We start from the raw sequence: 24,950 nt of genomic DNA, 5'->3' as shown, positions 1-24,950 counted from the left end.
TTTTGTATAATAAAATATATTATATAGGATTTAACTTATACATATAGATTGGGGGAAGGAAGAATGAAGAGAAAGACAACAACAATTGCTGCACTTGCGTTAACGACGAGTGTATTGGTTGCAGGATGTGGGAATGGTGAGAAGGCTTCGACAACGAAGAAAGAATCGAATAAGGGAATGGCCGATAAACAAGTTTTAAATTTGCTAGAAACAGCTGAAATTCCTTCAATGGATACATCTAAATCAACAGATTCTGTATCTTTCCGTGTATTTGTAAATGCAATGGAAGGTTTATATCGTCTAGATAAAGATAATAAACCAACACCAGGTATGGCAAAAGATGTGAAGATTAGTGAAGATAAAAAGACATATACATTTGAATTACGTGATGCGAAATGGTCAAATGGTGATCCAGTTCGAGCACAAGATTTTGTATATGCATGGCAACGTACATTAGATAAAGCAATAGCGGCAGAATATGCATTCATTTTATTTGATGTGAAAAATGCACAGAAAGTAAATAAAGGTGAATTACCAGCAGATCAATTGGGTGTTAAAGCGAAGGATGATAAAACGTTGGTAGTAGAATTAGAGCAACCAGCACCTTATTTTCTTGAGCTTACGTCGTTCCCTACATTTTTCCCATTAAATGAAAAATATGTGAAAGAGCAAGGAGATAAATACGGATTAGAAGCAGATAAATTAGTATATAATGGACCATTTACAATGAGTCAATGGAAACATGAACAAAATTATCAGTTGAAGAAAAATCCTAATTATTGGGATAAAGATACTGTAAAGTTAGACGAAATTAATGTGAATATTGTGAAGGAAACAAGCACGGGAGTAAATTTATATGATAGTGATCAAGCAGATCGAGTTATTTTAACTTCTGAATTTGTTGATAAATATAAAAAGAATAAGCCAGATGAATTTAAAACGAAGTTAGATCCACGTATGTATTTCTTGCGCTTTAACCAAAAAAATGCAACGTTTAAAAATCAAAAAGTTCGTGAAGCGATTGACCTGGCATATGATAAAAAAGGAATTGCAAATGTTATTTTAAATGACGGTTCATTGCCAGCGTATTTCTTAGTACCTGAAAAATTTACGACAGGACCTGATGGGAAAGATTTCCGTACTGTAAATAAAAATTTCCGTGACAGTAAAGATAATGCAGAAAAAGCAAAAAAATTATGGGAAGAAGCGAAGAAAGAACTTGGCCAAGATACAATTACAGTAGAATTACTAAATGATGATAACGGTAGTCGTAAAAAGGTAGGAGACTTTATTAAAGAAGAGTTAGAGAAAAACTTACCTGGTATTAAAGTGAATTTGAAACAGCAGCCATATAAGCAGAAGTTAGATTTAGAAAAGAAATTTGAATATGAATTCTCTTTATCTGCATGGAGTCCAGATTATCCAGATCCAATGACTTATATTGATATGTTTGTTACTGGAAGCTCATTTAATGAAATGGAATATTCTAATCCGAAGTATGATGAGTTAGTAGCGAAATCAAAAGGAGAGCTATTAAAAGATGATAAAGCACGCTGGAATGCACTTGCAGAAGCTGAAAAAATCTTAATTGGTCAAGATGCTGCGATTTCTCCTACGTATCAACAAAGTACCGCATACTTAGAGAAACCGTACGTAAAAGGTATTGCGAATCATACATTCGGTGGGGACTTTAGTTATAAATGGGCATATATTACAAAAAAATAGTATAATAAAAGATGAGTGAATTTTCGCTCATCTTTTATTTGTATAGGAGGAATTTTAGTTGTTAAAGGGAATCAATCATCTATGTTTTTCAGTATCTAATCTAGAAGATTCTATTACATTTTACGAAAGAGTATTGGAAGGAGAGTTGTTAGTTAGAGGAAGAAAACTTGCATATTTTAATATATGTGGGGTATGGATAGCGCTTAATGAAGAAACGCATATTCCGAGAAATGAGATTCATCAATCATATACGCATATTGCGTTTTCTGTTGAACAGAAAGATTTTGAACGTCTACTGCAGCGGTTAGAAGAAAACGATGTTCATATTTTACAAGGAAGAGAACGGGATGTAAGGGATTGTGAATCTATATATTTTGTTGATCCAGACGGGCATAAGTTTGAATTTCATTCAGGGACATTGCAAGACCGACTTACTTATTATAAGGAAGATAAACCACATATGACGTTTTACTAAGGGGGCAAAGAAAGTTGCATGCGCTAGTAATTGGTGGAACAGGAATGCTAAAGAAAGTTTCTACTTGGCTTTGTGAGCAAAGGTTTCATGTTTCTATTATTGGAAGAGATGAAGAGAAGTTAGAAAATGTCAAGCAAATGAGTTCTGCAACAGAAAATATTACATGCCTTGCGTTAGATTATCATAATGATGAAGATGTAATGCTAGCAATTAAAAGCACAATTGAGAAAAATGGCCCAATCACATTAGTTGTTGCATGGGTACACACAAGTGCAAAGCATGCACTATCAAATATTTGTAAAGAGCTAGATTTGTCGTCTGAAACATATAGTTTATTTCATATTTTAGGTAGTAAAGCATCACGTATGACTGCACAAAAAATAGGGAGTACGCGATGTAGTTATCGTAGAATTATTTTAGGTTTTATTTTAGAAGATACATATGGAAGATGGCTTACTCATGAAGAGATAGCTGATGGAGTTATAAAAGGGATTGAAAGTAAACGAGCGGAGTGGATTGTAGGGAGAGTCGAACCGTGGGAGTTACGACCAAAATGGTGAGGGGGAGTAAGAAATGAAAACAACTATATATGTAACAAGGCATGGTGAAACAGAGTGGAATGTAGCGAAACGAATGCAAGGACGGAAAAATTCTGCTTTAACTGAAAATGGTATGTTACAAGCTAAGCAATTAGGAGATCGAATGAAAGATTTATCTGTCCATGCGATCTATAGTAGTCCAAGTGAAAGAACCCTACATACTGCAGAGTTAATAAAGGGCGATCGTGATATACCGATAATCGCGGATGAGCATTTCTATGAAATCAACATGGGGATATGGGAAGGGCAGACAATTGATGATATAGAAAGGCAATACCCAGAGGAAATACAGTTGTTTTGGTATGAGCCACATCTTTTCCAGTCAACATCGGGAGAAAATTTTGAGGCTGTTCATAAAAGGGTAATGGATGGGATACAGCTTCTTTTAGAAAAGCATAAAGGAGAAAGTATATTAATTGTTTCTCATGCGGCAGCGGCAAAACTACTTGTAGGACATTTTGCGGGTATTGAAATAGAAAATGTATGGGATGATCCATTTATGCATAGTGCTAGTCTAAGTATAATAGAATTTGAAGAAGGGAAAGGTGCAGTGAAGCAATTTGCAGATATAAGTCATTTTCAATGAACGTAAAAAAGGCCGCAAAACGGCCTTTTTTGTAGGCATAAAAACTAGCAATTACGTTTTTTATACCAGAAGTGATCGAATTTTTTATTCTTGCAAGAAGAAGACTTGTGTCTGCTATCTTTGCAATCATTCCATTTGTGTCCGTCATCGTGACAGTCCTTACCATGATCCCACGAATCATCACAAGAACCATGATGGCTATGAGGGAAAAATACACATTTTTTACAGAAACATCGTTTTGTCCAGAAACATTTCTTTTCAAAACGAACGCATTTTGTAACGAAAGTGCATTTTTTCACGCGAGTACGTTTTGTAACTATAACGCATTCTTTTCTACGAGTAACTTTTGTAACAAAAGTCCATTTTTGAACGCGTACACGAGTACATTTTGTAACGAAAGTCCATTTTTTTACATGAGTACATTTTGTAACGAAAGTACAATGTTTCACGCGAGTACATCTTGTTCTTGGACATTTATTCCCTGTTGTACATCTACGCCCTGTTGTACATTTACACCCTGTTGTACATTTATGATGATCATCATCGCACTCAAAAGTACTTGGATCTTGGTGTAAGAAATCCTCCATCCCTGCACTTTTGATTTCTTCAACAGCTTTTCTAATATCACGTTTCATAGAAATCCTCCTTATCATGTATTAAAGTGAAAAGGTATTCTTTTTCCTTAACATGATATGAGAGATGAAGTCTTTCTGAACAGGACAAGAGTGTAATTTTATATAAATAGATGATAGCGGATGTATGGACAAGGCAAGGTGCATACATTGAATGAAGAGAACTGAGAAGGGATGAGGAAATATGTTACCTTCATATGATTTTTTTATTCATCCAATGAACCTAGTGGAATTGAAAAAAGAAATTTGGTCAGACAATCCAGTGCCAGCAAAATTAACTTATGGAAAAAAGAAGTATGATATTGATATCGTATACCGTGGTGCTCATATTCGTGAATTTGAGAAAAAGTCTTATCATGTTATGTTTTATAAGCCTAAAAAATTTCAAGGTGCGAAAGAGATTCATTTAAATTCTGAGTTTATGGATCCGTCTCTCATACGAAATAAATTATCTTTAGACTTTTTTCATGATATTGGTGTACTTTCACCGAAATCACAACATGTGTTTATAAAAATAAATGGTCAAATTCAAGGTGTATATTTACAGTTAGAATCAGTTGACGAAAACTTTTTGAAAAATAGAGGATTACCGAGTGGTTCTATTTATTATGCGATAGATGATGATGCGAATTTTTCTTTAATGAGTGAGAGAGATAAAGATGTTAAGACGGAGCTCTTTGCGGGTTATGAATTTAAGTATTCGAATGCAAATAGTGAAGAACAGCTGAGTGAATTTGTATTTCAAGCGAACGCTTTGTCGAGGGAATCTTATGAAAAAGAAATTGGGAAGTTTTTGCATGTTGATAAATATTTACGATGGTTAGCTGGCGTTATTTTTACACAAAACTTTGATGGTTTTGTTCATAACTATGCATTATATCATAACGATGAAACAAATTTATTTGAAGTGATACCGTGGGATTATGATGCGACTTGGGGACGCGATGTACAAGGAAGACCACTTAATCATGAATATATTCGTATTCAAGGTTATAACACGTTAAGTGCAAGATTGTTAGATATACCTGTATTTAGAAAGCAATACCGAGGTATTTTGGAAGAAATATTAGAAGAACAATTTACCGTTTCATTTATGATGCCGAAAGTAGAAAGTTTGTGTGAGTCGATTCGTCCTTATTTACTACAAGATCCATATATGAAAGAAAAATTAGAAATATTTGATCAAGAAGCTGATATGATTGAGGAATATATAAATAAAAGAAGAAAGTATATACAAGATCATTTACATGAATTGGATTAATTTTGAAAGAGATTGGAACATTATCAATCTCTTTTTTTGTATAATAAAGATGTATTGGTAGAATTGACGTAATATATACTTAATAAAGGATGGAGATGTGGAAACATGACGGTAAAATGGATTGATTGGGTAAAACAAATACAATCTATAGCTCAAGCGGGTTTAACGTATTCTAAGGATGTGTATGATATAGAACGTTTCCAACAATTACGGGATATTTCCATTTCGATGATGTCACATTATACAAAGACAGATTGGGAAGTTGTAGAGAAGTTATTTGCAAGTGAGACAGGCTATCAAACACCTAAAGTCGATATAAGAGCAGTCGTTTTTCAAAATGAAAAGTTATTATTTGTGAAAGAAAAAAGTGATGGGAAATGGGCATTGCCAGGTGGATGGGCTGATATCGGTTATACGCCGACAGAAGTAGCAGCAAAAGAGGTTTTCGAAGAGACAGGTTATGAGGTAGATCATTTTAAATTACTAGCTATATTTGATAAAGAAAAACATCAACCATCGCCTTCAGCAACGCATGTATATAAAATTTTTATTGCCTGTAAGATTATTGGTGGTGAAAAGAAAACTAGTATTGAAACAGAAGATGTGGAGTTTTTTGGTGAGAATGAATTACCTAATTTATCGATTGCTAGAAATACAGAAGAGCAAATTAAAGAAATGTTTGCCTATATGAAAGAACCACAGAAAGAAACATTAATAGATTAATAATGCTTATGTCGATGATATTGTTGAAATGAAGATATTGGCAGAATGCAACCTTTATGTAATAATGGGATGGTATGTGAAGAAAAAAGGAGATAGAAAATAAAATGTTAGCAAGCATAATAGATCAGTTATTGCAATTTTTTGCAAGCTTAGGTTACTTTGGAGTAGCACTAGCTTTAATGATTGAAATTATCCCGAGTGAAATTGTACTTTCATATGCTGGTTTTTTAGTCGCAGATGGTAAAATTAGTTTTGTCGGTGCAGTTATTGCTGGAACAATCGGTGGTACTTTAGCTCAAATATTTTTATATTGGCTTGGGTACTATGGAGGACGTCCAGTTGTAGAGAAGTATGGAAAATATCTACTTATTAATAAACACCATTTAGACATAGCAGAAAATTGGTTTAAGCGTTATGGGGCAGGAGTAATCTTTTCTGCGCGCTTTATCCCAGTCGTACGTCATGCTATCTCTATTCCAGCAGGATTAGCTAAAATGCCGTTAAAACTATTCACACTGTATACAGTAGTTGCGATTATTCCATGGTCAATACTATTTATATATTTAGGTGAAAAGCTTGGTGGAAATTGGCGACATATTAAAGAGTATGCATCTGATTACACACATTACATAATTATAGGGGCTGTTCTCTTTGTTGCCCTATACTTCGGTTTAAAGTATTTCAAAAAGAAAAAAGCAGCGCGTTAAAGTCAATGATTTTTCATTGGCTTTTTTTATTTGTTTCGGTTCTAAAGAAAAGGAGTTGTCCATAATGTGTAATAATAAAGCGTAGCGGGGGAATGTGATGAAAGGGTCACCGTTTATACGTGGAACGATATTTTTAACGATGGCAACTATGATATCAAAAATGTTAGGGTTTATATATGTTATACCATTTACAGCAATGGTCGGTACGAGTGGGTACGTTTTATACACGTATGCATATCGTCCATATACGATTATGCTCAGCATTGCGACGATGGGACTACCACTTGCAGTTTCAAAAATGGTATCAAAATATGATCAACTGAATGATTATCATACGGTTAAGAGAGTGTTGAAAAGTGGAATCGTGTTTATGTTTATAATGGGAGTTATTTCGTGTTTTGCGTTATATTTGCTAGCTCCACATTTGGCTAAACTTGTAATCGATGGAAATGATCAAACGGGGAATAGTGTAGGGGCGGTCACTACTAATATTCGAATTGTAAGTTTTGCGTTAATACTTGTGCCAGTAATGAGTTTATTAAGGGGCTTCTTTCAAGGATTCCAATCGATGGGGCCTTCTGCTCTAAGTGTAGTTGTAGAGCAATTTTTTCGGGTTCTAACCATTTTGATAGGAAGTTTTGTCGTTTTATATATTTTAAAAGCTTCTGTCTCTCTAGCTGTTGGTATTTCAACGTTCGGTGCCTTTATGGGAGCGATAGGTGGATTAACTGTTTTAAGTGCGTATTATATGAGAAGGAGAAGGCACTTAAAGAAAAAAGAAATGGCAAGTATACCGCAAACAACGAAATCTTTTTTCTCGCTGTATAAGGAGCTCTTTACATATTCGATACCGTTTGTTGTCGTTGGTTTAGCAATTCCGTTGTATCAGACGATTGATACATTTACAATTAATAAACTACTTATACAAATAGGATATATGCAAGGAGAAGCAGAGAAGATTAATGCAATAATCGGTCTTGTTCAGATGGTTGTACTTATCCCAGTTTCCGTTGCAACTGCTTTTAGTATGTCTCTCGTACCTGAGATGACAAAAGCCTATACAGCAGGAAATGTGAAGTTACTGTACAAACATTTTACGAGGACGAATGTATTAGTAGTAGGTATTACGGTACCAGCAGCAATTGGAATGATGTTGCTAGCAAAACCAGTATATACGCTTTTATTTGGTGCCGGCAATGATCCGGAGATGGGGAGAGTGATTTTACAGTATTATGCTCCTGCCTGTATACTATTTTCGCTATTTACAGTAACAGCTGCGATGTTACAAGGAATTAATCAACAACAGAAAACAGTGCTAGGATTAGTGATTGGCATTATTGTGAAGATAGTTTTAAATATTGTGTTGCTCCCGTATTTCGATTATGTAAGCTTTATCATTTCAACATACGCTGGTTATACGATTTCGGTTGGCTTTAACTTGTGGATGCTTTCTAAATATGTTATAAAGGCAACATAAGCTTTTTAAGGCAGAGAGCACTCTGTCTTTTTCTTTGTTTATAATATTTTTCTTATAAAAACGTTTTCAAAATAATTTTTCTATTGAAATTTAAACGTATGTTTCATATGCTGAGAATGGCGGTTCAAAAACTGTTGTGTAAGAGAGGTAGATTCCTACATGTAAATAGAATCGGGGTGATAGTATGTTAAATATTTATTTAACAGACCGAAACGGAAAACTACAAGAGGTTGAGGAAATGCAAAAGGGTTGCTGGATTAATGTACTTCATCCAACGGAAGAAGAAATTCAATATCTAGTACAAACTTTAAATGTAGACTTAGATTTCATTAAAGACCCTTTAGATGATGAAGAACGCTCTCGTATTGAGAAAGAAGACAATAATACTTTAATAATCGTGGATATTCCAACAGTTAGACACGATGAAGAAGGAAATTCGATTTATGACACGATTCCAATAGGTATGATTGTCATGCCAGATTGTTTTGTGACAATTTGTTTAGAAGAAAACCCAATTTTTGAACGTTTTATTAATCAACGTATTAAAGAATTTTATACGTTTAAAAAGACACGCTTTGCACTGCAGCTCTTATATACGATTTCTACTTATTATTTAAGATACTTAAAGCAAATTAACAGAAAAACAATCGATTTAGAGCATCAGTTAAATAAGTCGATGAAAAATAAAGAGATTTTCACATTGTTAGGCCTTGAAAAAAGTTTAGTTTACTTTACAACGTCATTAAAGGCGAATAAAATTGTAATTCAAAAATTAATGCGTAACAGTACATTTTTAAAAATGTATGAAGACGATCAAGATTTATTAGAAGATGTATTAATTGAAAATAAACAGGCTATTGAAATGGCGGAAATATATAGTCATATTTTAAGTGGAATGATGAATACTTTTAGCTCTGTTATATCGAATAATTTAAACAGTGTTATGAAACTGTTAACGTCTATTACCATCATATTATCGTTACCAACAATGGTCTCTAGTTTCTTTGGAATGAACGTAAAGGTTCCGTTTGAGGGTGAGGCTCAAGGTTTTGTAATTGTGCTTATAATATGTTTAACATTATCTTGCGCTTTAGCATTTGTATTTTGGAAGAAACGTTACTTTTAACGATAAGAAAGCTGCTCTAGCATAGTTGTATAACTGCGCTAGAGCAGCTTTTTTGCTATGGAATCCAAAGTTTTGAATAGAATATAACTTATAAAATGTAATGTATATGAAGGGAGTGAATTCTGTATAAGTCTTGTCCAATTAATAAAATGGGGTTAAAATTACATATTGTTAATGAAAAGTTGGAGGAAATACATCATGGAAATGTTTCAATTACCGAAAGCATTCCTGCAAATGAATACAATCTTTATCTCTATTTTGATCGAAGCACTTCCTTTTGTGCTCATTGGTGTATTTATTTCAGGATTCATTCAAATGTTTGTGACAGAGGATATGGTAGCAAAATGGATGCCGAAAAACCGTTTTCTGTCTGTTTTAATGGCTACTTTTTTAGGTATGATGTTTCCGGGTTGTGAATGTGGAATCGTTCCGATTGTAAGACGGTTAATCGGAAAAGGGGTTCCGCCATATGCCGGGATTGCATTTATGTTAACTGGTCCAATTATTAATCCGGTTGTATTATTTGCAACTTATGTTGCCTTTGGAAGTAGTATGCACATGGTATGGTATCGTTCTATTGTAGCGATTATCGTAGCAATTATCGTTGGAATTATATTATCATTTATGTTTAAAGAACATCAATTAAGAGATGATCACTTCCCAGAAGTGAATCATAAGCGTCCATTACGTAAAAAAATGTGGGATGTATGTACGCATGCTGTTGAGGAATTTTTCTCGATGGGAAAATATTTAGTATTAGGTGCGTTAATTGCAGCTGCAGTTCAAACGTTCGTACAAACTTCAACACTGCTTGCTATAGGACAAGGGCCGTTTTCTTCACCTGCTGTTATGATGGGACTTGCTTACATTTTATCACTTTGTTCAGAAGCGGATGCATTTATTGCTTCGTCATTCCAAAGTACGTTTTCAACAGCATCACTTGTCGCGTTCCTCGTGTATGGACCGATGGTGGATATTAAAAATATGTTTATGATGCTTGCAACATTTAAAACGAGATTTGTAATTGTCGTTACAGTTACAGTTACACTTGTTGTTTATGCAAGCTCACTACTCATTTATGCGATGGGGTGGTAGGTTATGTTTCGAGCATATATATTATTAGGTTTTACAATCTTAATCGCGCAACTTCATATTTCAGGTAATATTACGAAGTATATCAATATGAAGTATGCCTATTTATCAAAAACAGCAGCTATTATTTTAGGTTTTTTAACGGTCGTTCAAATAATTATCGTTTTCCAAAAAGAACATCAAAAGGAAAAAGAAAGAGAAAAAGAACAGCACAATTGTGGTTGCGATCATAGCCATTGCGGGCATGATCATTCGAAAGATGAAAATACTTGGTGGAAAAAAGCATTTTCGTACACATTATTTTGTTTTCCGATAGTCACAGGATTGTTTTTCCCGATTGCAACATTAGATTCGGACATTGTTAAGGCGAAAGGATTTCATTTTCCAGTAGCACAAGCGGAAAGTAAAGATCCATTTATGACAAGGCAATTTCTAAGACCTGATACGAGCATTTATTACGGGAAAGAAGGATACCGTGGTGTAATGGAAAAAGGGAAAAAAGAGTTCGTTACGAAAGATAGTATTACTTTAAAAGATGAAGACTTCCTAAAAGGGATGGAAACAATTTACAATTATCCTGGCGAGTTTACTGGGAAAAAATTATCTTTTAAAGGGTTTGTTTTCAAAGATGATTCTTCTAAAAAAGAACAATATTTCTTATTCCGTTTCGGTATTATACATTGTGTAGCGGATTCCGGTGTATATGGTATGTTAGTGAAAAAACCAGAAGGGGTAGAATGGAATAATGATGATTGGATTCAAGTTGAAGGAGAAATATCAACGGAATTTTATCAGCCATTCCATGCGAACATTCCTGTTTTAGAAGTAACGAAATGGAATAAAGTTGAACAGCCGAAAGAACAATATGTATTTAGAGGAGCCGATTGATCACATCGGTTCTTTTTTGTGGACTAAGAGTTCTGAATGTTGTTAATATTAAACGTGTAGTGATAGTAAGCTCATACTGCTCTAGTGTTAATGGGAAATGGAACTCTTACCGAACTTCTTTGCTCCAACCGAAATTTGTGGTGGGAGTCTTAATGTCTGCAAATAGCGGGTTAAATAATCAAAGAGGTGATAACAATGACTGAAGTAAAGGGAAAAACAGCTAATGAATCCAGAGTGTTTAAAACGAGCCGAGTATTTCCAACAGATTTAAATGATCATAATACGCTATTTGGTGGAAAAATATTAGCCGAGATGGATATGGTTGCTTCTATCTCCGCAACGAGGCATGCAAGAAAAGAATGTGTTACAGCATCTATGGATTGGGTAGATTTCTTACATCCTGTTCGCTCTTCAGATTGTGTTAGTTATGAATCCTTTGTAATTTGGACGGGTAGAACTTCTATGGAAGTATTTGTGAAGGTAGTAGCAGAAGATTTAATTTCAGGTGAGAAACGTATAGCAGCAACATCATTTGTTACATTCGTTGCACTTAGTAAGGAGAATAATCCAGTTCCAGTTCCTCGAGTAATCCCTGAAACAGAAGAAGAGAAAGAATTACATCGCATTGCTGTTTTGCGTGCAGAACAACGTCATATACGTAAGGCGGAGAGTAAGAAAGTAGCCACATTACTAACTTTTTGAGTTGAATATGTAGTCGTTAACGGTATTATAACGAACTGAAATGTTTTTTATATGAAAAGCGGACACCTAAAAATAGGTGTCCGCTTTTATAGTTTTTTCATCCACATATCATATGACGATAACTACTTAGCAGAAGCAAGCAGCACCGACGATGATTAAGAGGATAAATAATACGACTAATAGCGCGAATCCATTACCATGTGCGAAGCCCATTGTTATTTCCTCCTTTTATTTTAAGATACAACATACAATATGCAAATGAGCCATCGTTTGATATGGACATATATCATGTAATGACATATTTTCTTGAATGATATTGTATTAAAAAAGGGAAGATATAGAAATAACAGTAAGTGGGAAAGGAAAATATCCATGAAACACTTTTTCGTTGTAATCCTTTGTTTAATAGGTGTATTCATTTGGATGAACATCGATGTGGAAATGGGGAAAAAAATGGCTAGTGAATATGAATTAGGACAAGTTCGATTGGGTGAATTTCAACTGTATACGAACGGTGAAGAATTATATACGAAATTATTTGAGGATATACGTAATGCAGAAAAGTATATATATATCCATTTTTATATTGTAGGTAAAGATGAAATAAGCAAAGAATTTTTGCAGTTACTTGAGAAAAAGGCATCAAGCGGAGTAGAAGTGAAATTGTCAGTTGATCGAATAGGTGGATATAAGCTGAAGAAAAAGATAATTCGTCAACTAAAAAGAAACGGTGTCCAGTTTACGTTTAGTAAAAAGCTTAAACTGAAACATGTATTCTATTCATTGCATCAACGGAATCATAGACGCATTGTTACGATAGATGGGAAGGTATCATACGTCGGCGGTTTTAATATTGGAAAGGAGTACCTTGGACAAAATCCGAAATTTGGTCCGTGGCGTGATTATCATATACGAGTCAATGGGAATGGTGCTACGGATATGGAAAGAAAATTTGCTGCTGACTGGAAAGAAGATACAGGAGAAATAATGCCTGTACATGAAAGTTTACCTGCAATAGGGGATGTGAAATATCAATATTTATTTTCAGATGGAAAAGGTTTATGGGAAAAATATGGAACGCTTTTAAAGCGGGCTAAAAAGTCTTTAATTATTGCTACGCCATATTTTGTACCAAGTAAAGAAATGATGAAAGAGTTAAAAGATGCATTAAACCGTGGTGTCAATGTGAAAATTCTCGTGCCATTTAAAAGTGACGCGGTATTGTTAAAACAAGCGGCTTATCCGTATTTGAAAGATATGTTACATGCTGGAGCGGAGATTTATCAATATCGGAATGGTTTTTTTCACGGGAAAGTGACAATCATTGATGGAGAAATTGTTGATATAGGTACAGCGAATTTTGATAATAGAAGTTTTTATTTAAATTGTGAATCTAACTGTGTCATATATGATAAAACAGTTGTTGCTGACGTATGGAATCGATTAAAAGAAGACTTTCATAAGTCAAAAAGATTTTCGGAAGAAGATTTTGAGAAAATTAGTAAATGGGATTGGTTTTTAGCAAGAATAGCAAATGTTATAGCAGCATATTTATAACATATAGACAAAAGAGAAGGGAGGTACTTTCATGGATTGTATGAAAGAGTTAATGCAGTATAGTTATATGCTTATATACAAGGTTGGGGAGTATACAGGAGAGGTAAGAGACGAAGAATTAAAGGAGCTATTACAGCATCATTTACCATATATGTTGCAAGCGTATAATGAACAAGTGAATTTTCAAGAAGGAGAGAATGTACAGCATATAACCTGTGAACCAATTTCATTTCATTTGCATGGAATGGAGAAGGAAACTAATAGTAAATATTCAGGAGATATCCAAATAGCAACTTGTTATATTTCGCATTTAAAACGGTTAGCGTTAAAATTTGCTCAAGTGGCAGTTGAAGTTGCAAATCCAGAATTTCGTTCGTTTTTAGAAAATTGTTTCCTAAAAATGAACCGTTATGCCTATAGTGTATGGCAATATGTTGTGAAGAAAGAGTATAAGATTAAACATGTATATGAAAATGAGAAGTTTGCATAAGAAACTGAGGCGGAAAGATAGGCGCCTTAGTTTTTTATTTTTCGTAGAGAAAAATGATTAGGTGTACATGTTTATTATCAGGAAATTTACAAATATTTACCGTTTATTTACTATTTGTCAATCTTTCCTTTAAAAATAGAGAGTAATATGGGATTGTACATATTCTATCAAAAGGAGGAAACGCAAATGAACAAATGGGTTAAATCATTAACTGCTATGGCACTTGCAAGTTCTTTATTAATGGTAGGTTGTAGTAAAGATGAGGACAAGAAGAAAGAAGACGATACAACAACACAACAAGAGGACAAAAAGGATAAAGAAACAAGTGGAACTGAGAAGTCTACGGATTCTAAAGAAAAGAAATAACGTAATAATAGAGAGCTTCCTCTTATATGTGAGGAAGCTTTTTTGTTGCAAACTGAATGAGATTATTGAAAAATAGAGAAAGAATGAAAGAGGGGGAAAACATATGAAAGTATGTATATTGGGAGCAACAGGGAGAGTAGGTTCAAACATAATAAAATTAGCATTAGAGGATTCAGCTGAAGTGACTGCATTAGCGCGTGATTTAAATAGAATAGAAATACATCATGAAAGATTACAAGTTATAGAAGGTAATGTATTGAACGAAAATGATATAAAGAAAGCGATTGAAGGAAGCGATATAGTAATTAGTGCACTTGGAACGGATCGAAATGGAACGTTATCGAAAAGTATGCCGCAAATTATAAAGCAAATGGAAAAAGAAGGGGTTCATAAAATCATTACAATAGGAACAGCTGGTATTTTACAAGCAAGAACAAATCTAAATGTATATCGTTTTCAATCAACGGAATCAAAAAGGAAAACGACAACAGCAGCAGAAGATCATTTAGCTGCATATAAGATACTTAGTAGTAGTAATTTATGCTGGACGGTCGTTTGTCCAACGCATTTAATAGACGGTGATGTGACAGGGGTATATCGGACTGAAAAAGATGTATTACCAGAAGGTGGTGCGAAAATAACAGTTGGTGATACAGCACAATTTACGTGGAATCTGTGTAGTAAAAATAAATATGAGAATAGTCGAGTAGGTATTTCATATTAAAAAACCATCCCGAAACTGGGATGGTCAAAAGACGATATAACATACAAATATGATAATCATAATGATTTGGAGAATGGCTTTCGCTACTGTACTGCTTAAAAAACCAACTACAGTAGCAACTCCTACTAGAAAAGCGTCTTTTGGCGCTTTTTTATGCATTAGTTCCGTAATAAATACCGATAAAAACGGTATGATAATTAAACCGAATGGCGGAAAGAAGAAAGATCCAACAATGATAGAAATCATTCCAATACGTTCGCCCCATTTAGAACTCCCGTATTTTTTTAAAAAATATCCATTTGCAATAAAATCAGCAACGAAAATGAATAATGTGAAAATAACTTGAATAATCCAAAAAGAAATCGTTAGTTCTCCGCCATTTATACCAAAATGGTAAATGAAATACCCAGCCCAGACAGCTAGGATGCCTGGGATAATAGGGTAAATAAAGGCTAGAAATGAAATGATGAAACAGGCAATGATACAGATTGTTAAGAAAACAGTCACTTTATAACTCCTTTTTTATATCTAATTTATGTACAGCAATTTTTTTGACTTGATGTCCATCAAGCTCTAATGCCTTAAATTGAAAACCGGCATATTCAATGGAGTAGCCAGCTTCAATATTTACGTCAACTGCTTGAGATAGTAGCCAGCCTCCGATTGTATCTAAGTCGCTCTCGTCAATATGTAAGCCAAACATATCATTTACTTCAGAAATAAGTACTTTTCCATCTAAAACAGTAAGCTTCGGCGTACGTTTTTCAATCATAGGTGATTCATCCGCATCAAACTCATCTTGAATTTCTCCAATGATTTCTTCAAGAATATCTTCCATTGTTAAAAGCCCAGCAGTACCACCATATTCATCCATAATGATTGCCATCTGAACACGATTCTTTTGTAGATGCACTAACGTTTTGCGAATTGGAACAGTTTCAAATACAGTTAGTACTGGGTGTATGTAAGATTCAAGTGGCTTATGAATGCCTTTCGTTTGATCGTGAAATACTTCTTTCGTATTGATCATACCGATAATATCATCTTTATCTTTTTCGATGATAGGATAGCGTGTATACTTTTCAGTTGCAACGATATCCATATTTTCATCTAACGTATTTTCAGTAGATAAGCAAATCATTTCTGTACGAGGGACCATAATTTCTTTCGCAACTCGGTCGTCAAATTCAAAAATATTATTTACATATTTATATTCGGTTTGGTTTATTTCGCCGCTTTTGAAACTTTCACCTAAAATGAGTCGTAGTTCCTCTTCAGAATGGGCAAGTTCATTTTCTTTCGCAGGCTCTAAACCGAGCAGTTTTGTGAAAAAGATAGCTGTACTATTAAGTAGCCAAATGAATGGATACATAATTTTATCAAATAAAATAAGTGGCCTTGCAAACTTAAGTGTGATTGCTTCTGCTCTTTGGATTGCGAAAGACTTTGGAACTAATTCACCTAATACAACATGGAAAAATGTAATAACACTAAAGGCAATTATAAAGGATAAAGTATTTGCCACTGTTCCAGTAATATTAATCTTTTCAAAGAGCGGTCGTAGTAAATGTTCCACAGTCGGTTCACCAAGCCAACCCAGTCCTAAAGAAGTAATGGTAATCCCGAGCTGACAAGCTGATAAATAAACATCTAAATTAGAAATGACACTTCTTGCAGCTAATGCTTGTTTATTGCCTTCATTTGCAAGCTGGTCAATTCGACTTTTTCGTACTTTTACAACAGCAAATTCTGATGCAACGAAAAAGCCGGAAATAAGGATAAGTACAAAGATGAGAAAAATATTTAATATGTCCAAGTGTGTTCTCTATTCCATAGTTTGGAATAAAGATGTCACCTCCTGCAATTATGTTATACTTTTATAATAAATCGAAACGAAAAGAATAGTCAAAGGAAAAGGGTAAATATTGGTATGTTTCTGTAATAGTTTTTGAATTTGCTGTTATTTTGTCCGCTATACAAAAGGAATAACCCCCTACTTTCAGATTATAGAGGGTTATTTCAAATTAAGGTTTTGAAATACTTCTCGTTAAAGCGTATGACTGTTGTTTAAAGTGGTTTGTCGTCCATAGTGTTTGAAGGAATGAGAGTATGCAATACGGGATATACAAAAGTAATAAGCTAATTGTAACAATAACAGGTGCATTTCCGCCGAATTGAACGATAAATTGCAATAGTCCGCTTGCGTGAAAAACGCATTCCATAAAAAGGAATGAAATAATAATGGAGCCTAAAATTGATTTATGATTCGAAGTAAGAGCAAAAAACAATGTATCTACAAGGAAAGAAGATTGTTTTATTTCATATTCATTTGTGTTGCTTAAGAAAGGAACCCATTTTTTTATTGCTTGCATAACGATAATCATGGAAGTACTACAAACGATAATTAAAGATGAGTAGTAAGGAAGCTTTATAAATTTTGTGATGTATAGGAGTAGTAATAAGACTGAACATTGTAATAATACAGTGCAAAAAGAGTATGGTATCCATCTTAATAAAGAAGTGAACTTTTTAACCGAATGAGGTGCTTTAAAAAATAAATGGCCGATCCCTAAACTGATGAAGAATCCGATTGCAAGAGTAAAGGTAAAACGAACAATCGATAAAAAATATATTTCCCATATGTAAGGGAATAATGGAGTTGAATGATTAGAAGTATGTACCATCTCATTTGGTGAGAAAAAGATAGATTCATGCATCCAATCAATCTTTGGAATTGTCATAGAAGAAAGCTGTGCGAAGTTATGAAAAATGCTTATAAAGCCAGTGAAGTATGAGTATTTATGTGTAATAAATAATGACGGAATAGGACTAATGATAAATATAATAAGAACACCAACTGTAAATTTACAAATATGTGAGCGTAATAAAGACATGTAATCACCTACTCTTAGAATATTCAGAAAATTCTTATTCTTATTTTAGCTGTTTTCGGCGTAAGTTACAATATATTTTCTTAAAGAAGTTTCGAGAGAACGTTTGGTATTGTAGAGATATAAGTGAATGAAACGTGAATAAATTATGACAAGAAAATGAAAAATTTTCAGAAAAGTAAAATAAATTATTTATTTTTTTGTGAAAATATAATATAGTTATGGCACAGAAAGTATTTTAACATAAGGAGGCTGTTTATGAGGATTAAAGGGAATTATGTGTCGAAAAGGGAAGTTTTATTTTGTTCAAGTTCAATTACAATAGGGGAAGCACTGGAGCATTTAAATAAAACTGGCTATCGTTGTGTACCAGTTTTAGATGAAAAAAAAGAGAAATATTTAGGGAATATATATAAAGTAGATATTTTAGAATATAAAGGTTCACTGGAAGAGAGTGTATTACAATTATTAAACGATAAAGAAGGATATGTGAGAGAAGATTCTTCGTTCTTTAAGGTATTTTTTACAATAAAAAAATTACCTTATTTATCAGTAGTTGATGAAAAAGGAGTCTTTCTTGGGATTTTAACGCATAAAAAAGTTTTTGAGTTATTAGAAGATGCTTGGGGTGTGCATTCTAGCAAATATTCTGTCATGATTGGGACGCAAGATTATAATGGGGCAATTCAAAAATTATCGACAGTGTTAAAAAAATATACAGGTATCCAAAGTTTAATGACTTTTGATAATGATGCCTTATTAGTTCGTAGAATCATGTTTACATTAGGAGAAGAGTTTAACGACGGTGAATTAGAGACGTTATTGAAAGATTTAGAAGATCACGGATTTAGAGTTGTGTATGTGGAAGAGATGAAAAATCCACGTGAAGTTGAAACGATAGATTAACATGCAAAAGCCGTCTAATTATGTTGGATGGCTTTTGTTATGTTGTGCGTATAAAGTTATTTGCAAATAACGATAGAATAATAGGTGAGATTGTTATAATATTTGTGCAAAAGAATAAAAAATGTAGATAATTTTGATTTTCGAAAAAATCAATTTGAAAATATGTTTTTATTTTTCAACTAAATATGTTACTATATGTGTGATAAAAACAAAGAGGTCTGACAACTTTACTCCACGTAATACCACTCTAATGAGTCGAATATTCAAAAAAATCAAAATTAATAATTAGAGTAAGAATAAGGGGAATGGAGAAATTATGGAGAAAGACACTGCTTTGTAAGGGGCATATTTTATCATCTTGAGCAGAGAGGAGGATGCATAGCATATTGTGAAAATAGAGATAAACAATGAAAAAGTGCTATGCAAATGAAAAGCATGAAGGGACGTTTAAGGCCAGGTGATACGATAGCAATTGGTTTAATGTTATTTGCACTATTTTTAGGAGCAGGAAATTTAATTTTTCCACCAGTTTTAGGGCAACAAGCTGGAGAGAATGTTTGGGTTGCTACAATTGGATTCCTTGTAACGGGAGTTGGATTACCCCTATTAGCTGTAACAGCTGTCGCGTTTGTAGAGGGGGACTTGAAAGCGCTATCTTCTAGAGTTCACCCTATATTTGCGTTTATTTTCCCATTGATTAGTTATTTAGCGATTGGACCATTTTTCGCAATTCCGCGTACGGGAGCCGTTTCATTTGAAATGGGTATGAAGCCATTTCTATCAGAGGCATTGGTTTCAGAGTGGTACATGTTATTTCTTTTCACGATAATTTTCTTCGGAATAACGTGGTATTTATCATTAAATCCATCTAAATTAGTGGATTGGTTCGGGAAATTTCTTACACCATTGTTAGTGTTGATTGTTGCTGTTATTGTCGGAAAGGCGATTATTGATCCGATTGGAGAACCAGCTGCGCCGCTAGCATCATACAAAGAAAATGCTTTCTTTGGTGGATTTATTCAAGGATATTTAACGATGGATGCAATTAGTGCTCTCGTGTTTGGAATTGTCGTTGTACAAGTTATTCGCTCTAAAGGAATAAAAGAGAGTAGTCAAATTGCAAAAATAACAGTAGTATCAGGTATTATTGCAGTACTTGGTTTAACGTTAATCTATTTATCACTTGCCTATCTTGGTTCAACAAGTACATCACTTGGGGTATCAGAGAATGGTGGACTTATTTTAACGAATGTTGTAAATGAGTTGTATGGAACAAGTGGTAAAATTTTATTAGGACTTGTTATTATACTCGCTTGTTTAACAACTTCTGTTGGATTAACATCAGCTTGTGCTGGCTTCTTTACAAACATATTCCCTAAACTTTCGCATAAAACGATTGTAACAATGGTATGTGTGTTTAGTTTAATTGTATCTAACCTAGGTTTAACACAATTAATCGCAGTTACTTTACCAGTGTTAATGATCATTTATCCAGTTGCAATCGTATTAATCGTACTTTCTTACTTCCATAAATGGATTGGGAAGCGTAATACCATTTATATTGGAGCTATTTTAGGTGCATTGTTAATTAGTTTCTTTAACGGTTTAGAAAGTGCGAAAATTAAAATTGACGCGATTTCTAACGTATTACAGATGTTACCATTATATAAAGAAGGAATAGGATGGTTAATCCCATCATGTATTGGCGGGATTCTCGGTTTCTTCTTCTACAAATCAAATGAATCAAGTGAATTACAAAAGAAAGGTGCTTAGGCACCTTTCTTTTTTTGAAGGGGATTTTTGAAGTTTGTCTAAGTAATAATTGGGAGGAATGATAAAATGGCTAATTTTGAAGATTTTTTAACTTTGGATTTGCGGGTTGGAACGGTGATATATGCAGAGGAATTTAAAGAAGCGAGGGTGCCAGCGATTAAACTAGAAATTGATTTTGGGGAAATTGGGATAAAACAGTCGAGTGCTCAAATTACGAAAAGGTATAATCCAGAAGATTTAGTGGGGCAACAAATCGTTGCGATTGTAAACTTTCCGTCAAAGCGTGTAGCTGGGTTCAAATCGGAAGTCCTAGTATTAGGAGGAGTACCTGAAGCTGGTGATGTTGTATTACTGCAGCCTAATATGGAATTACCAAATGGAACAAAAATTAGTTAATGTAAAGGCGGGGGAACATGGATATTGGACGCGAATATGTACAGTGTGCCATTTCGAATTTTGAAGCAACAAAGAAACAAGGGGAACGGGTGCTTTCACAATTATCATATGAACAGATTGAATGGTCTTCTCATGAAGAAACAAATAGCATAGCAATCATAATTAAGCATCTACACGGTAATATGCGTTCTAGATGGACGGATTTTCTAACATCTGACGGTGAAAAAATAGATCGTAACCGAGATGCTGAATTTGAAGGTGGTTATTCTTCTAAGGAAGAGGTACTCGCAGCATGGAATGAAGGATGGGAATATGTTTTTAAAACGATGAATGTGTTAACGCCAGAACATTTATTAGAAACAGTATATATTCGCGGTGAAGCACATACTGTCATACAAGCAATTGAAAGACAAATTTCTCATTATGCTTTGCATATTGGACAAATGATTTACATCGGTAAAATGTTAAAAGAAAATGAGTGGGAATGTTTAAGTATTCCTAGAGGAAAGTCTAACTTTCATTTAGAGAAAAAACGTTCAACATAATAATATGAAAGAAACCGATATAAAATGGGAAATAAGAAAATAAGCCAAATGATAGATGGCTCTGTAAGCATCAGAAGGCTGCCAAAAATAAGTCCATATATAATAAAAAAGAAATTAAAAAGTGTATTCACAGGGATAAATCGTGAGAGAAACACTTGCTGTTGCTTAAAGCAATCAATGTGAAATAAATACAAGCGAAAGTATCGTGTGGCAGTAATAAGATCTTTCTTTCGAGCGATTCTTTTTTTGCAGGTATGACAGATGAACGGTGGTCGCATTTCATTACGCTCCATTTTTTATATTTGTAATCATGTAAGATAAAAGTAGGTATAAGGTGTATATCCCTATATATGCTCCTGAAATAAGAAAAAAAGGATTTAATAAAATTCCATGAATGCTTGTCATAAAAACTAAATCTTGCATTAAAACATCAAATATATGAATAGAAATAATTGTACCGAGTACATAAAGTGTTAAGTACGCTGAAATATGTAACACAACACGGGCTGTAGGATGCTTAGCGAGCCAATAAAAAATAAATGATAGTACAATGGGTAATGTTCCTATTAGTAGCTTCAATTCATCTCACCTCATTAACAATATAGCCGGAATTTAGACGGTCTATTCTCTAGAGCTTGTACATAACTTGAAATAGAGAGGTGATAGTATGAATCGAGGCTTTTTTTATGTGAAGTTCACGAGTGTACGTAAGTTAGTATTATTTATTATTGCTATAGTACTAGCGACTTTTTTTCTTATTAGTATGATGGTAACCTCTATGAAAGAGACAAAGTCAACGTATTTATATAATTGGTTAAATGAGTTATCAATGAATGGTTACATGTACGTTCTTGGGAAAGAGAATCATTATTTTACACAGGAATATAGAAATTTAAATCAAGATTTTTCAATATCTTCTTTTCTCTTTTCTATGGCTACGAATATTCGTTTTAACGATGTACGCAGTTTTGTCGGCAAAGAGCTACCTGGTTTCGGTAAGTACGATACAGAAATTGTCATTGCGGGTGAAGGAACAAATTATTCTAACTTGCCTATAGAGTCGAGCGTTCCACTTGAAGAAGTAGTAAAAGAACGGACTGGAGAAGGTGGACAGGCTCCAAAGCAGGATACGAATAAAGAGAAAAAGCAACCAGCTCAAACGACAGGAAAACGACAGGTTGCATTTATTTATCATTCGCATAGTTGGGAATCTTATTTGCCGTTATTGAATTTAACAAATGATCCAAATCCCAATAAAGCCACAAGTTCCGTAACGAATATTTCAATAGTCGGCGACCGATTTCGTGAACAATTAGCAAATGAAGGAATCGGGGCAACTAACGACAAGACTGATGTTGGGCAAAAGTTGATTAGTAAAGGATTAAATAGCAATAGTTCTTATAAAATGTCACGAGAAATTGTACAAGAAGCAATGACTAGCAATAAGGAATTGCAGTACTTTTTTGATTTACATCGTGATAGTGCTCGGAAAAATGTAACGACAAAAGCAATTGGAGATAAATCATATGCAAAGCTTGCTTTCGTAATAGGAAAAGGAAATAAAAACTATGAAAAGAACTTACAATTAGCAACGGCTTTACATGAAACAATTAATAAGAAGTATCCAGGGGTTAGCCGCGGTGTCATTCAAAAAGGATTCCAAACAGGCAATGGAGTCTATAATCAAGATCTGTCAGGGCAAGCAATATTAATTGAAGTTGGTGGCGTAGATAATACAGAGGAAGAGCTAAACCGATCGATTGATGTACTCGCTAAAGCGTTTAGTGAATACTTCTGGCAGGCAGAAAAGGTGAATGGATAAAGTGAAACATAAATGGGTGAGAGAGTATGAAAAACGTGAGTGTAATGCTTGCGTTTTTTTGTAATGAGGAGACGTCACAGAATAGACATAATTTGTCGTTGTTATAGTAATATCGAAATTTGTCAAATTATACTGGGAGATTTACAAAGGGATTTTCGGGAAAGTAGAGAAAATCTTTTTACAAGGAAAGCTTTTTATTACGAAACTGATAGGGTGATTGAAGTGATTAGGGAAATCAAAGTAGAAGATGCAGCATCATTTTTGCAATTAAGTAAGCAATTAGATGAAGAAACGAAATTTATGTTGTATGAACCAGGGGAAAGAAAATTTACAGTTAAGCAACAAGAGCAAATGATTCAGCGCTTTGTAGAAAATGAGTATGCAACAATATTGGTAGCGGTTGAAGAAGAGAGAATAGTAGGATTTATTTTAGTGAATGGAAATAATATTCAAAGAAAGAGACATGTAGCAAGTATTGTAATTGGTATTTTGCAAGAGTATAGCGGGCGAGGTATTGGGACGAGATTGTTTAAAGAGACTGAGAAGTGGGCAAGATTACATGATGTATGGCGTTTAGAATTAACGGTAATGGCCCACAATACAAGAGCTCAGGCACTATATAAAAAAGCTGGATTTGAGAAGGAAGGTGTCAAAAGAGCTGCTCTTATTATCGATGGAGAGAACATCGATGAGTATGAAATGGCCAAATTATTAAAATAAGAGGTCGTTATATGAAAAAAAGATGGATACTACTTGGTATCGTAGCGGCGATACTCATTGTTGGAGTAGCGGGAATCAATTATAAAATGTATAAGGATAAGCAGGCGCGCGAGGTAAATGTAAATAATATATTTCCGAAAGCAAAAGAAACGATTGCGAATATGGATGGGGATATTGCGGTAATTAGTAATCCGAATTCAATGCTTGTGCTTGTGAATAAAAGCAGGCGTTTACCAGATGGGTATAGACCGCCTGATTTAGTTGTTCCGAAAGTGCGCTACTCTAGTGATGGGGATCAAGAAAAGAAAAAAATGAGGAAAGAGGCATCTGGTGCGCTTGAGGAAATGTTTCAGCAAGCGGATAAGGAGCGTGTTTTCTTATTTGCAGTCTCTGGATTTAGATCTTTTGATCGACAAAAAGCGTTAAATACGATGTATAAAAAACAAGATGGAGAAGCAAAAACAGCAATGTCGAGTGCAGTTCCTGGAACGAGTGAACATCAAACAGGACTAGCTATGGATATCACATCACAATCTGCTAAGTTTCAGTTAGAGACAATTTTTGGTGAAACGAAAGAAGGGCAGTGGCTTTCTGAAAATGCCCATAAATTTGGTTTTGTCATTCGATATACGAAAGAGAAGGAGTCGCTTACTGGTTATCGATATGAACCATGGCATGTGAGGTATGTGGGGAATCCACAAGCTACATATTTATATGAAAATCAACTCACGCTTGAAGAAGTAACGCAGTGAACAATTGAGGGGAGA

The 24,950-nt window shown here is 34.2% G+C and carries 30 protein-coding genes; 23 read left to right on the top strand and 7 right to left on the bottom strand.

The window, feature by feature from the left end; all coding sequences use genetic code 11:
• The first annotated feature begins 63 nt into the window (after positions 1 to 63).
• From DN390_RS15235 to DN390_RS15220, 4 genes are read left to right on the top strand one after another with little or no spacing between them, the layout of a single operon-like run.
• On the top strand, positions 64 to 1,725 hold the full coding sequence (locus tag DN390_RS15235) for a peptide ABC transporter substrate-binding protein (protein ID WP_097949743.1): 1,662 nt from the start codon (positions 64 to 66) through the stop codon (positions 1,723 to 1,725).
• Between the two features lie 58 nt (positions 1,726 to 1,783).
• Positions 1,784 to 2,200 carry a FosBx1 family fosfomycin resistance bacillithiol transferase gene (gene fosB / locus DN390_RS15230; protein WP_097949742.1) on the top strand — a complete coding sequence of 139 codons (417 nt, stop codon included), beginning with the start codon at positions 1,784 to 1,786 and terminating at the stop codon, positions 2,198 to 2,200.
• A gap of 14 nt (positions 2,201 to 2,214) precedes the next feature.
• A complete protein-coding gene (locus DN390_RS15225) occupies positions 2,215 to 2,760 on the top strand; it encodes a short-chain dehydrogenase (protein WP_147807721.1) in 546 nt (181 codons plus the stop codon).
• A 13-nt stretch (positions 2,761 to 2,773) separates the two neighbouring features.
• Positions 2,774 to 3,385, top strand: a complete 612-nt coding sequence (locus tag DN390_RS15220) for a phosphoserine phosphatase 1 (RefSeq protein ID WP_147807720.1) — start codon at positions 2,774 to 2,776, stop codon at positions 3,383 to 3,385.
• Between the two features lie 44 nt (positions 3,386 to 3,429).
• Here the strand turns inward: DN390_RS15220 and exsB are convergent, their stop codons facing one another.
• Complete coding sequence (gene exsB, locus DN390_RS15215) at positions 3,430 to 4,020, bottom strand: exosporium protein ExsB (RefSeq protein WP_000817489.1); 591 nt, start codon at positions 4,018 to 4,020, stop codon at positions 3,430 to 3,432.
• 181 nt (positions 4,021 to 4,201) lie between these two features.
• On the opposite strand from exsB, the gene cotH reads away from it, so the two are divergent.
• The 8 genes from cotH to DN390_RS15175 all read left to right on the top strand — a co-directional run bounded on the left by cotH (position 4,202) and on the right by DN390_RS15175 (position 11,993).
• A complete protein-coding gene (gene cotH, locus DN390_RS15210; RefSeq protein WP_147807719.1) occupies positions 4,202 to 5,278 on the top strand; it encodes a spore coat protein CotH in 1,077 nt (358 codons plus the stop codon).
• A 105-nt stretch (positions 5,279 to 5,383) separates the two neighbouring features.
• A complete protein-coding gene (locus DN390_RS15205; protein WP_098264209.1) occupies positions 5,384 to 6,001 on the top strand; it encodes an NUDIX hydrolase N-terminal domain-containing protein in 618 nt (205 codons plus the stop codon).
• A 104-nt stretch (positions 6,002 to 6,105) separates the two neighbouring features.
• Entirely contained in the window at positions 6,106 to 6,708 is a 603-nt protein-coding gene (gene uptA / locus DN390_RS15200) for an undecaprenyl phosphate transporter UptA (RefSeq protein WP_000881208.1), read from the top strand.
• A gap of 97 nt (positions 6,709 to 6,805) precedes the next feature.
• Positions 6,806 to 8,185, top strand: a complete 1,380-nt coding sequence (locus tag DN390_RS15195) for a putative polysaccharide biosynthesis protein (protein WP_060630553.1) — start codon at positions 6,806 to 6,808, stop codon at positions 8,183 to 8,185.
• Positions 8,186 to 8,369: 184 nt separating this feature from the next.
• Positions 8,370 to 9,311: a magnesium transporter CorA family protein gene (locus DN390_RS15190; RefSeq protein WP_060630554.1), complete on the top strand. Its 942-nt coding sequence runs from the start codon at positions 8,370 to 8,372 to the stop codon at positions 9,309 to 9,311.
• A 198-nt stretch (positions 9,312 to 9,509) separates the two neighbouring features.
• The gene (locus DN390_RS15185; protein ID WP_060630555.1) at positions 9,510 to 10,406 is read left to right on the top strand and encodes a permease; all 897 of its coding nucleotides are present in this window, start codon (positions 9,510 to 9,512) and stop codon (positions 10,404 to 10,406) included.
• Positions 10,407 to 10,409: 3 nt separating this feature from the next.
• The gene (locus DN390_RS15180; protein WP_098608511.1) at positions 10,410 to 11,291 is read left to right on the top strand and encodes a TIGR03943 family putative permease subunit; all 882 of its coding nucleotides are present in this window, start codon (positions 10,410 to 10,412) and stop codon (positions 11,289 to 11,291) included.
• Positions 11,292 to 11,486: 195 nt separating this feature from the next.
• Entirely contained in the window at positions 11,487 to 11,993 is a 507-nt protein-coding gene (locus tag DN390_RS15175; protein WP_000141167.1) for an acyl-CoA thioesterase, read from the top strand.
• Positions 11,994 to 12,119: 126 nt separating this feature from the next.
• Here DN390_RS15175 and DN390_RS15170 read toward each other — a convergent pair whose 3' ends face one another.
• Complete coding sequence (locus DN390_RS15170) at positions 12,120 to 12,206, bottom strand: YjcZ family sporulation protein (RefSeq protein WP_000505094.1); 87 nt, start codon at positions 12,204 to 12,206, stop codon at positions 12,120 to 12,122.
• Between the two features lie 159 nt (positions 12,207 to 12,365).
• Here DN390_RS15170 and cls point away from each other — a divergent pair, with 159 nt between their 5' ends.
• The 4 genes from cls to DN390_RS15150 all read left to right on the top strand — a co-directional run bounded on the left by cls (position 12,366) and on the right by DN390_RS15150 (position 15,130).
• Positions 12,366 to 13,550 (top strand): cardiolipin synthase, encoded by a 1,185-nt coding sequence (gene cls / locus DN390_RS15165; protein WP_060630557.1) that lies wholly within the window; start codon positions 12,366 to 12,368, stop codon positions 13,548 to 13,550.
• A 31-nt stretch (positions 13,551 to 13,581) separates the two neighbouring features.
• Positions 13,582 to 14,040, top strand: a complete 459-nt coding sequence (locus tag DN390_RS15160) for a spore coat protein (protein WP_098608512.1) — start codon at positions 13,582 to 13,584, stop codon at positions 14,038 to 14,040.
• Positions 14,041 to 14,226: 186 nt separating this feature from the next.
• The gene (locus tag DN390_RS15155; RefSeq protein ID WP_001045957.1) at positions 14,227 to 14,406 is read left to right on the top strand and encodes a hypothetical protein; all 180 of its coding nucleotides are present in this window, start codon (positions 14,227 to 14,229) and stop codon (positions 14,404 to 14,406) included.
• Positions 14,407 to 14,509: 103 nt separating this feature from the next.
• Positions 14,510 to 15,130, top strand: coding sequence for an NAD(P)-dependent oxidoreductase (locus DN390_RS15150; RefSeq protein ID WP_098608513.1), 621 nt, complete (start codon positions 14,510 to 14,512; stop codon positions 15,128 to 15,130).
• A gap of 24 nt (positions 15,131 to 15,154) precedes the next feature.
• On the opposite strand, the gene DN390_RS15145 is transcribed toward DN390_RS15150, so the two are convergent.
• The 3 genes from DN390_RS15145 to DN390_RS15135 all read right to left on the bottom strand — a co-directional run bounded on the left by DN390_RS15145 (position 15,155) and on the right by DN390_RS15135 (position 18,024).
• Positions 15,155 to 15,637 (bottom strand): DUF456 domain-containing protein, encoded by a 483-nt coding sequence (locus DN390_RS15145; protein WP_147807718.1) that lies wholly within the window; start codon positions 15,635 to 15,637, stop codon positions 15,155 to 15,157.
• Position 15,638: 1 nt separating this feature from the next.
• Complete coding sequence (locus DN390_RS15140; protein ID WP_060630561.1) at positions 15,639 to 16,946, bottom strand: hemolysin family protein; 1,308 nt, start codon at positions 16,944 to 16,946, stop codon at positions 15,639 to 15,641.
• Positions 16,947 to 17,154: 208 nt separating this feature from the next.
• A complete protein-coding gene (locus DN390_RS15135) occupies positions 17,155 to 18,024 on the bottom strand; it encodes a hypothetical protein (RefSeq protein ID WP_098608514.1) in 870 nt (289 codons plus the stop codon).
• Between the two features lie 255 nt (positions 18,025 to 18,279).
• Here DN390_RS15135 and cbpA point away from each other — a divergent pair, with 255 nt between their 5' ends.
• The 4 genes from cbpA (at position 18,280) to DN390_RS15115 (ending at position 21,641) form a co-directional block, all read left to right on the top strand.
• Complete coding sequence (cbpA, locus tag DN390_RS15130; protein ID WP_063222760.1) at positions 18,280 to 18,927, top strand: cyclic di-AMP binding protein CbpA; 648 nt, start codon at positions 18,280 to 18,282, stop codon at positions 18,925 to 18,927.
• Positions 18,928 to 19,362: 435 nt separating this feature from the next.
• Positions 19,363 to 20,700, top strand: a complete 1,338-nt coding sequence (gene brnQ4, locus DN390_RS15125) for a branched-chain amino acid transport system II carrier protein BrnQ4 (RefSeq protein ID WP_472926134.1) — start codon at positions 19,363 to 19,365, stop codon at positions 20,698 to 20,700.
• Between the two features lie 66 nt (positions 20,701 to 20,766).
• Positions 20,767 to 21,096, top strand: a complete 330-nt coding sequence (csaA, locus tag DN390_RS15120) for a chaperone CsaA (protein WP_060630565.1) — start codon at positions 20,767 to 20,769, stop codon at positions 21,094 to 21,096.
• 17 nt (positions 21,097 to 21,113) lie between these two features.
• Positions 21,114 to 21,641 carry a DUF1572 domain-containing protein gene (locus tag DN390_RS15115; protein WP_147807716.1) on the top strand — a complete coding sequence of 176 codons (528 nt, stop codon included), beginning with the start codon at positions 21,114 to 21,116 and terminating at the stop codon, positions 21,639 to 21,641.
• On the opposite strand, the gene DN390_RS15110 is transcribed toward DN390_RS15115, so the two are convergent.
• Positions 21,614 to 21,919 (bottom strand): permease, encoded by a 306-nt coding sequence (locus DN390_RS15110; RefSeq protein ID WP_141541919.1) that lies wholly within the window; start codon positions 21,917 to 21,919, stop codon positions 21,614 to 21,616. The genes DN390_RS15115 and DN390_RS15110 overlap by 28 nt on opposite strands.
• Before the next feature lie 4 nt (positions 21,920 to 21,923).
• Positions 21,924 to 22,220 (bottom strand): hypothetical protein, encoded by a 297-nt coding sequence (locus tag DN390_RS15105; protein ID WP_098608518.1) that lies wholly within the window; start codon positions 22,218 to 22,220, stop codon positions 21,924 to 21,926.
• Between the two features lie 88 nt (positions 22,221 to 22,308).
• Here DN390_RS15105 and spoIIP point away from each other — a divergent pair, with 88 nt between their 5' ends.
• From spoIIP to DN390_RS15090, 3 genes are all read left to right on the top strand, one after another.
• The gene (gene spoIIP, locus DN390_RS15100) at positions 22,309 to 23,463 is read left to right on the top strand and encodes a stage II sporulation protein SpoIIP (protein ID WP_098608519.1); all 1,155 of its coding nucleotides are present in this window, start codon (positions 22,309 to 22,311) and stop codon (positions 23,461 to 23,463) included.
• Between the two features lie 222 nt (positions 23,464 to 23,685).
• On the top strand, positions 23,686 to 24,183 hold the full coding sequence (locus DN390_RS15095; RefSeq protein ID WP_141541913.1) for a GNAT family N-acetyltransferase: 498 nt from the start codon (positions 23,686 to 23,688) through the stop codon (positions 24,181 to 24,183).
• An 11-nt stretch (positions 24,184 to 24,194) separates the two neighbouring features.
• On the top strand, positions 24,195 to 24,935 hold the full coding sequence (locus DN390_RS15090) for a M15 family metallopeptidase (RefSeq protein ID WP_147807715.1): 741 nt from the start codon (positions 24,195 to 24,197) through the stop codon (positions 24,933 to 24,935).
• Positions 24,936 to 24,950 lie beyond the last annotated feature (15 nt).

It is taken from the genome of Bacillus sp. SH7-1 (assembly GCF_008042405.1).
GTDB classification, from domain to species: domain Bacteria; phylum Bacillota; class Bacilli; order Bacillales; family Bacillaceae_G; genus Bacillus_A; species Bacillus_A thuringiensis_N.
This window is presented reverse-complemented; position numbering and strand designations above follow the sequence as displayed.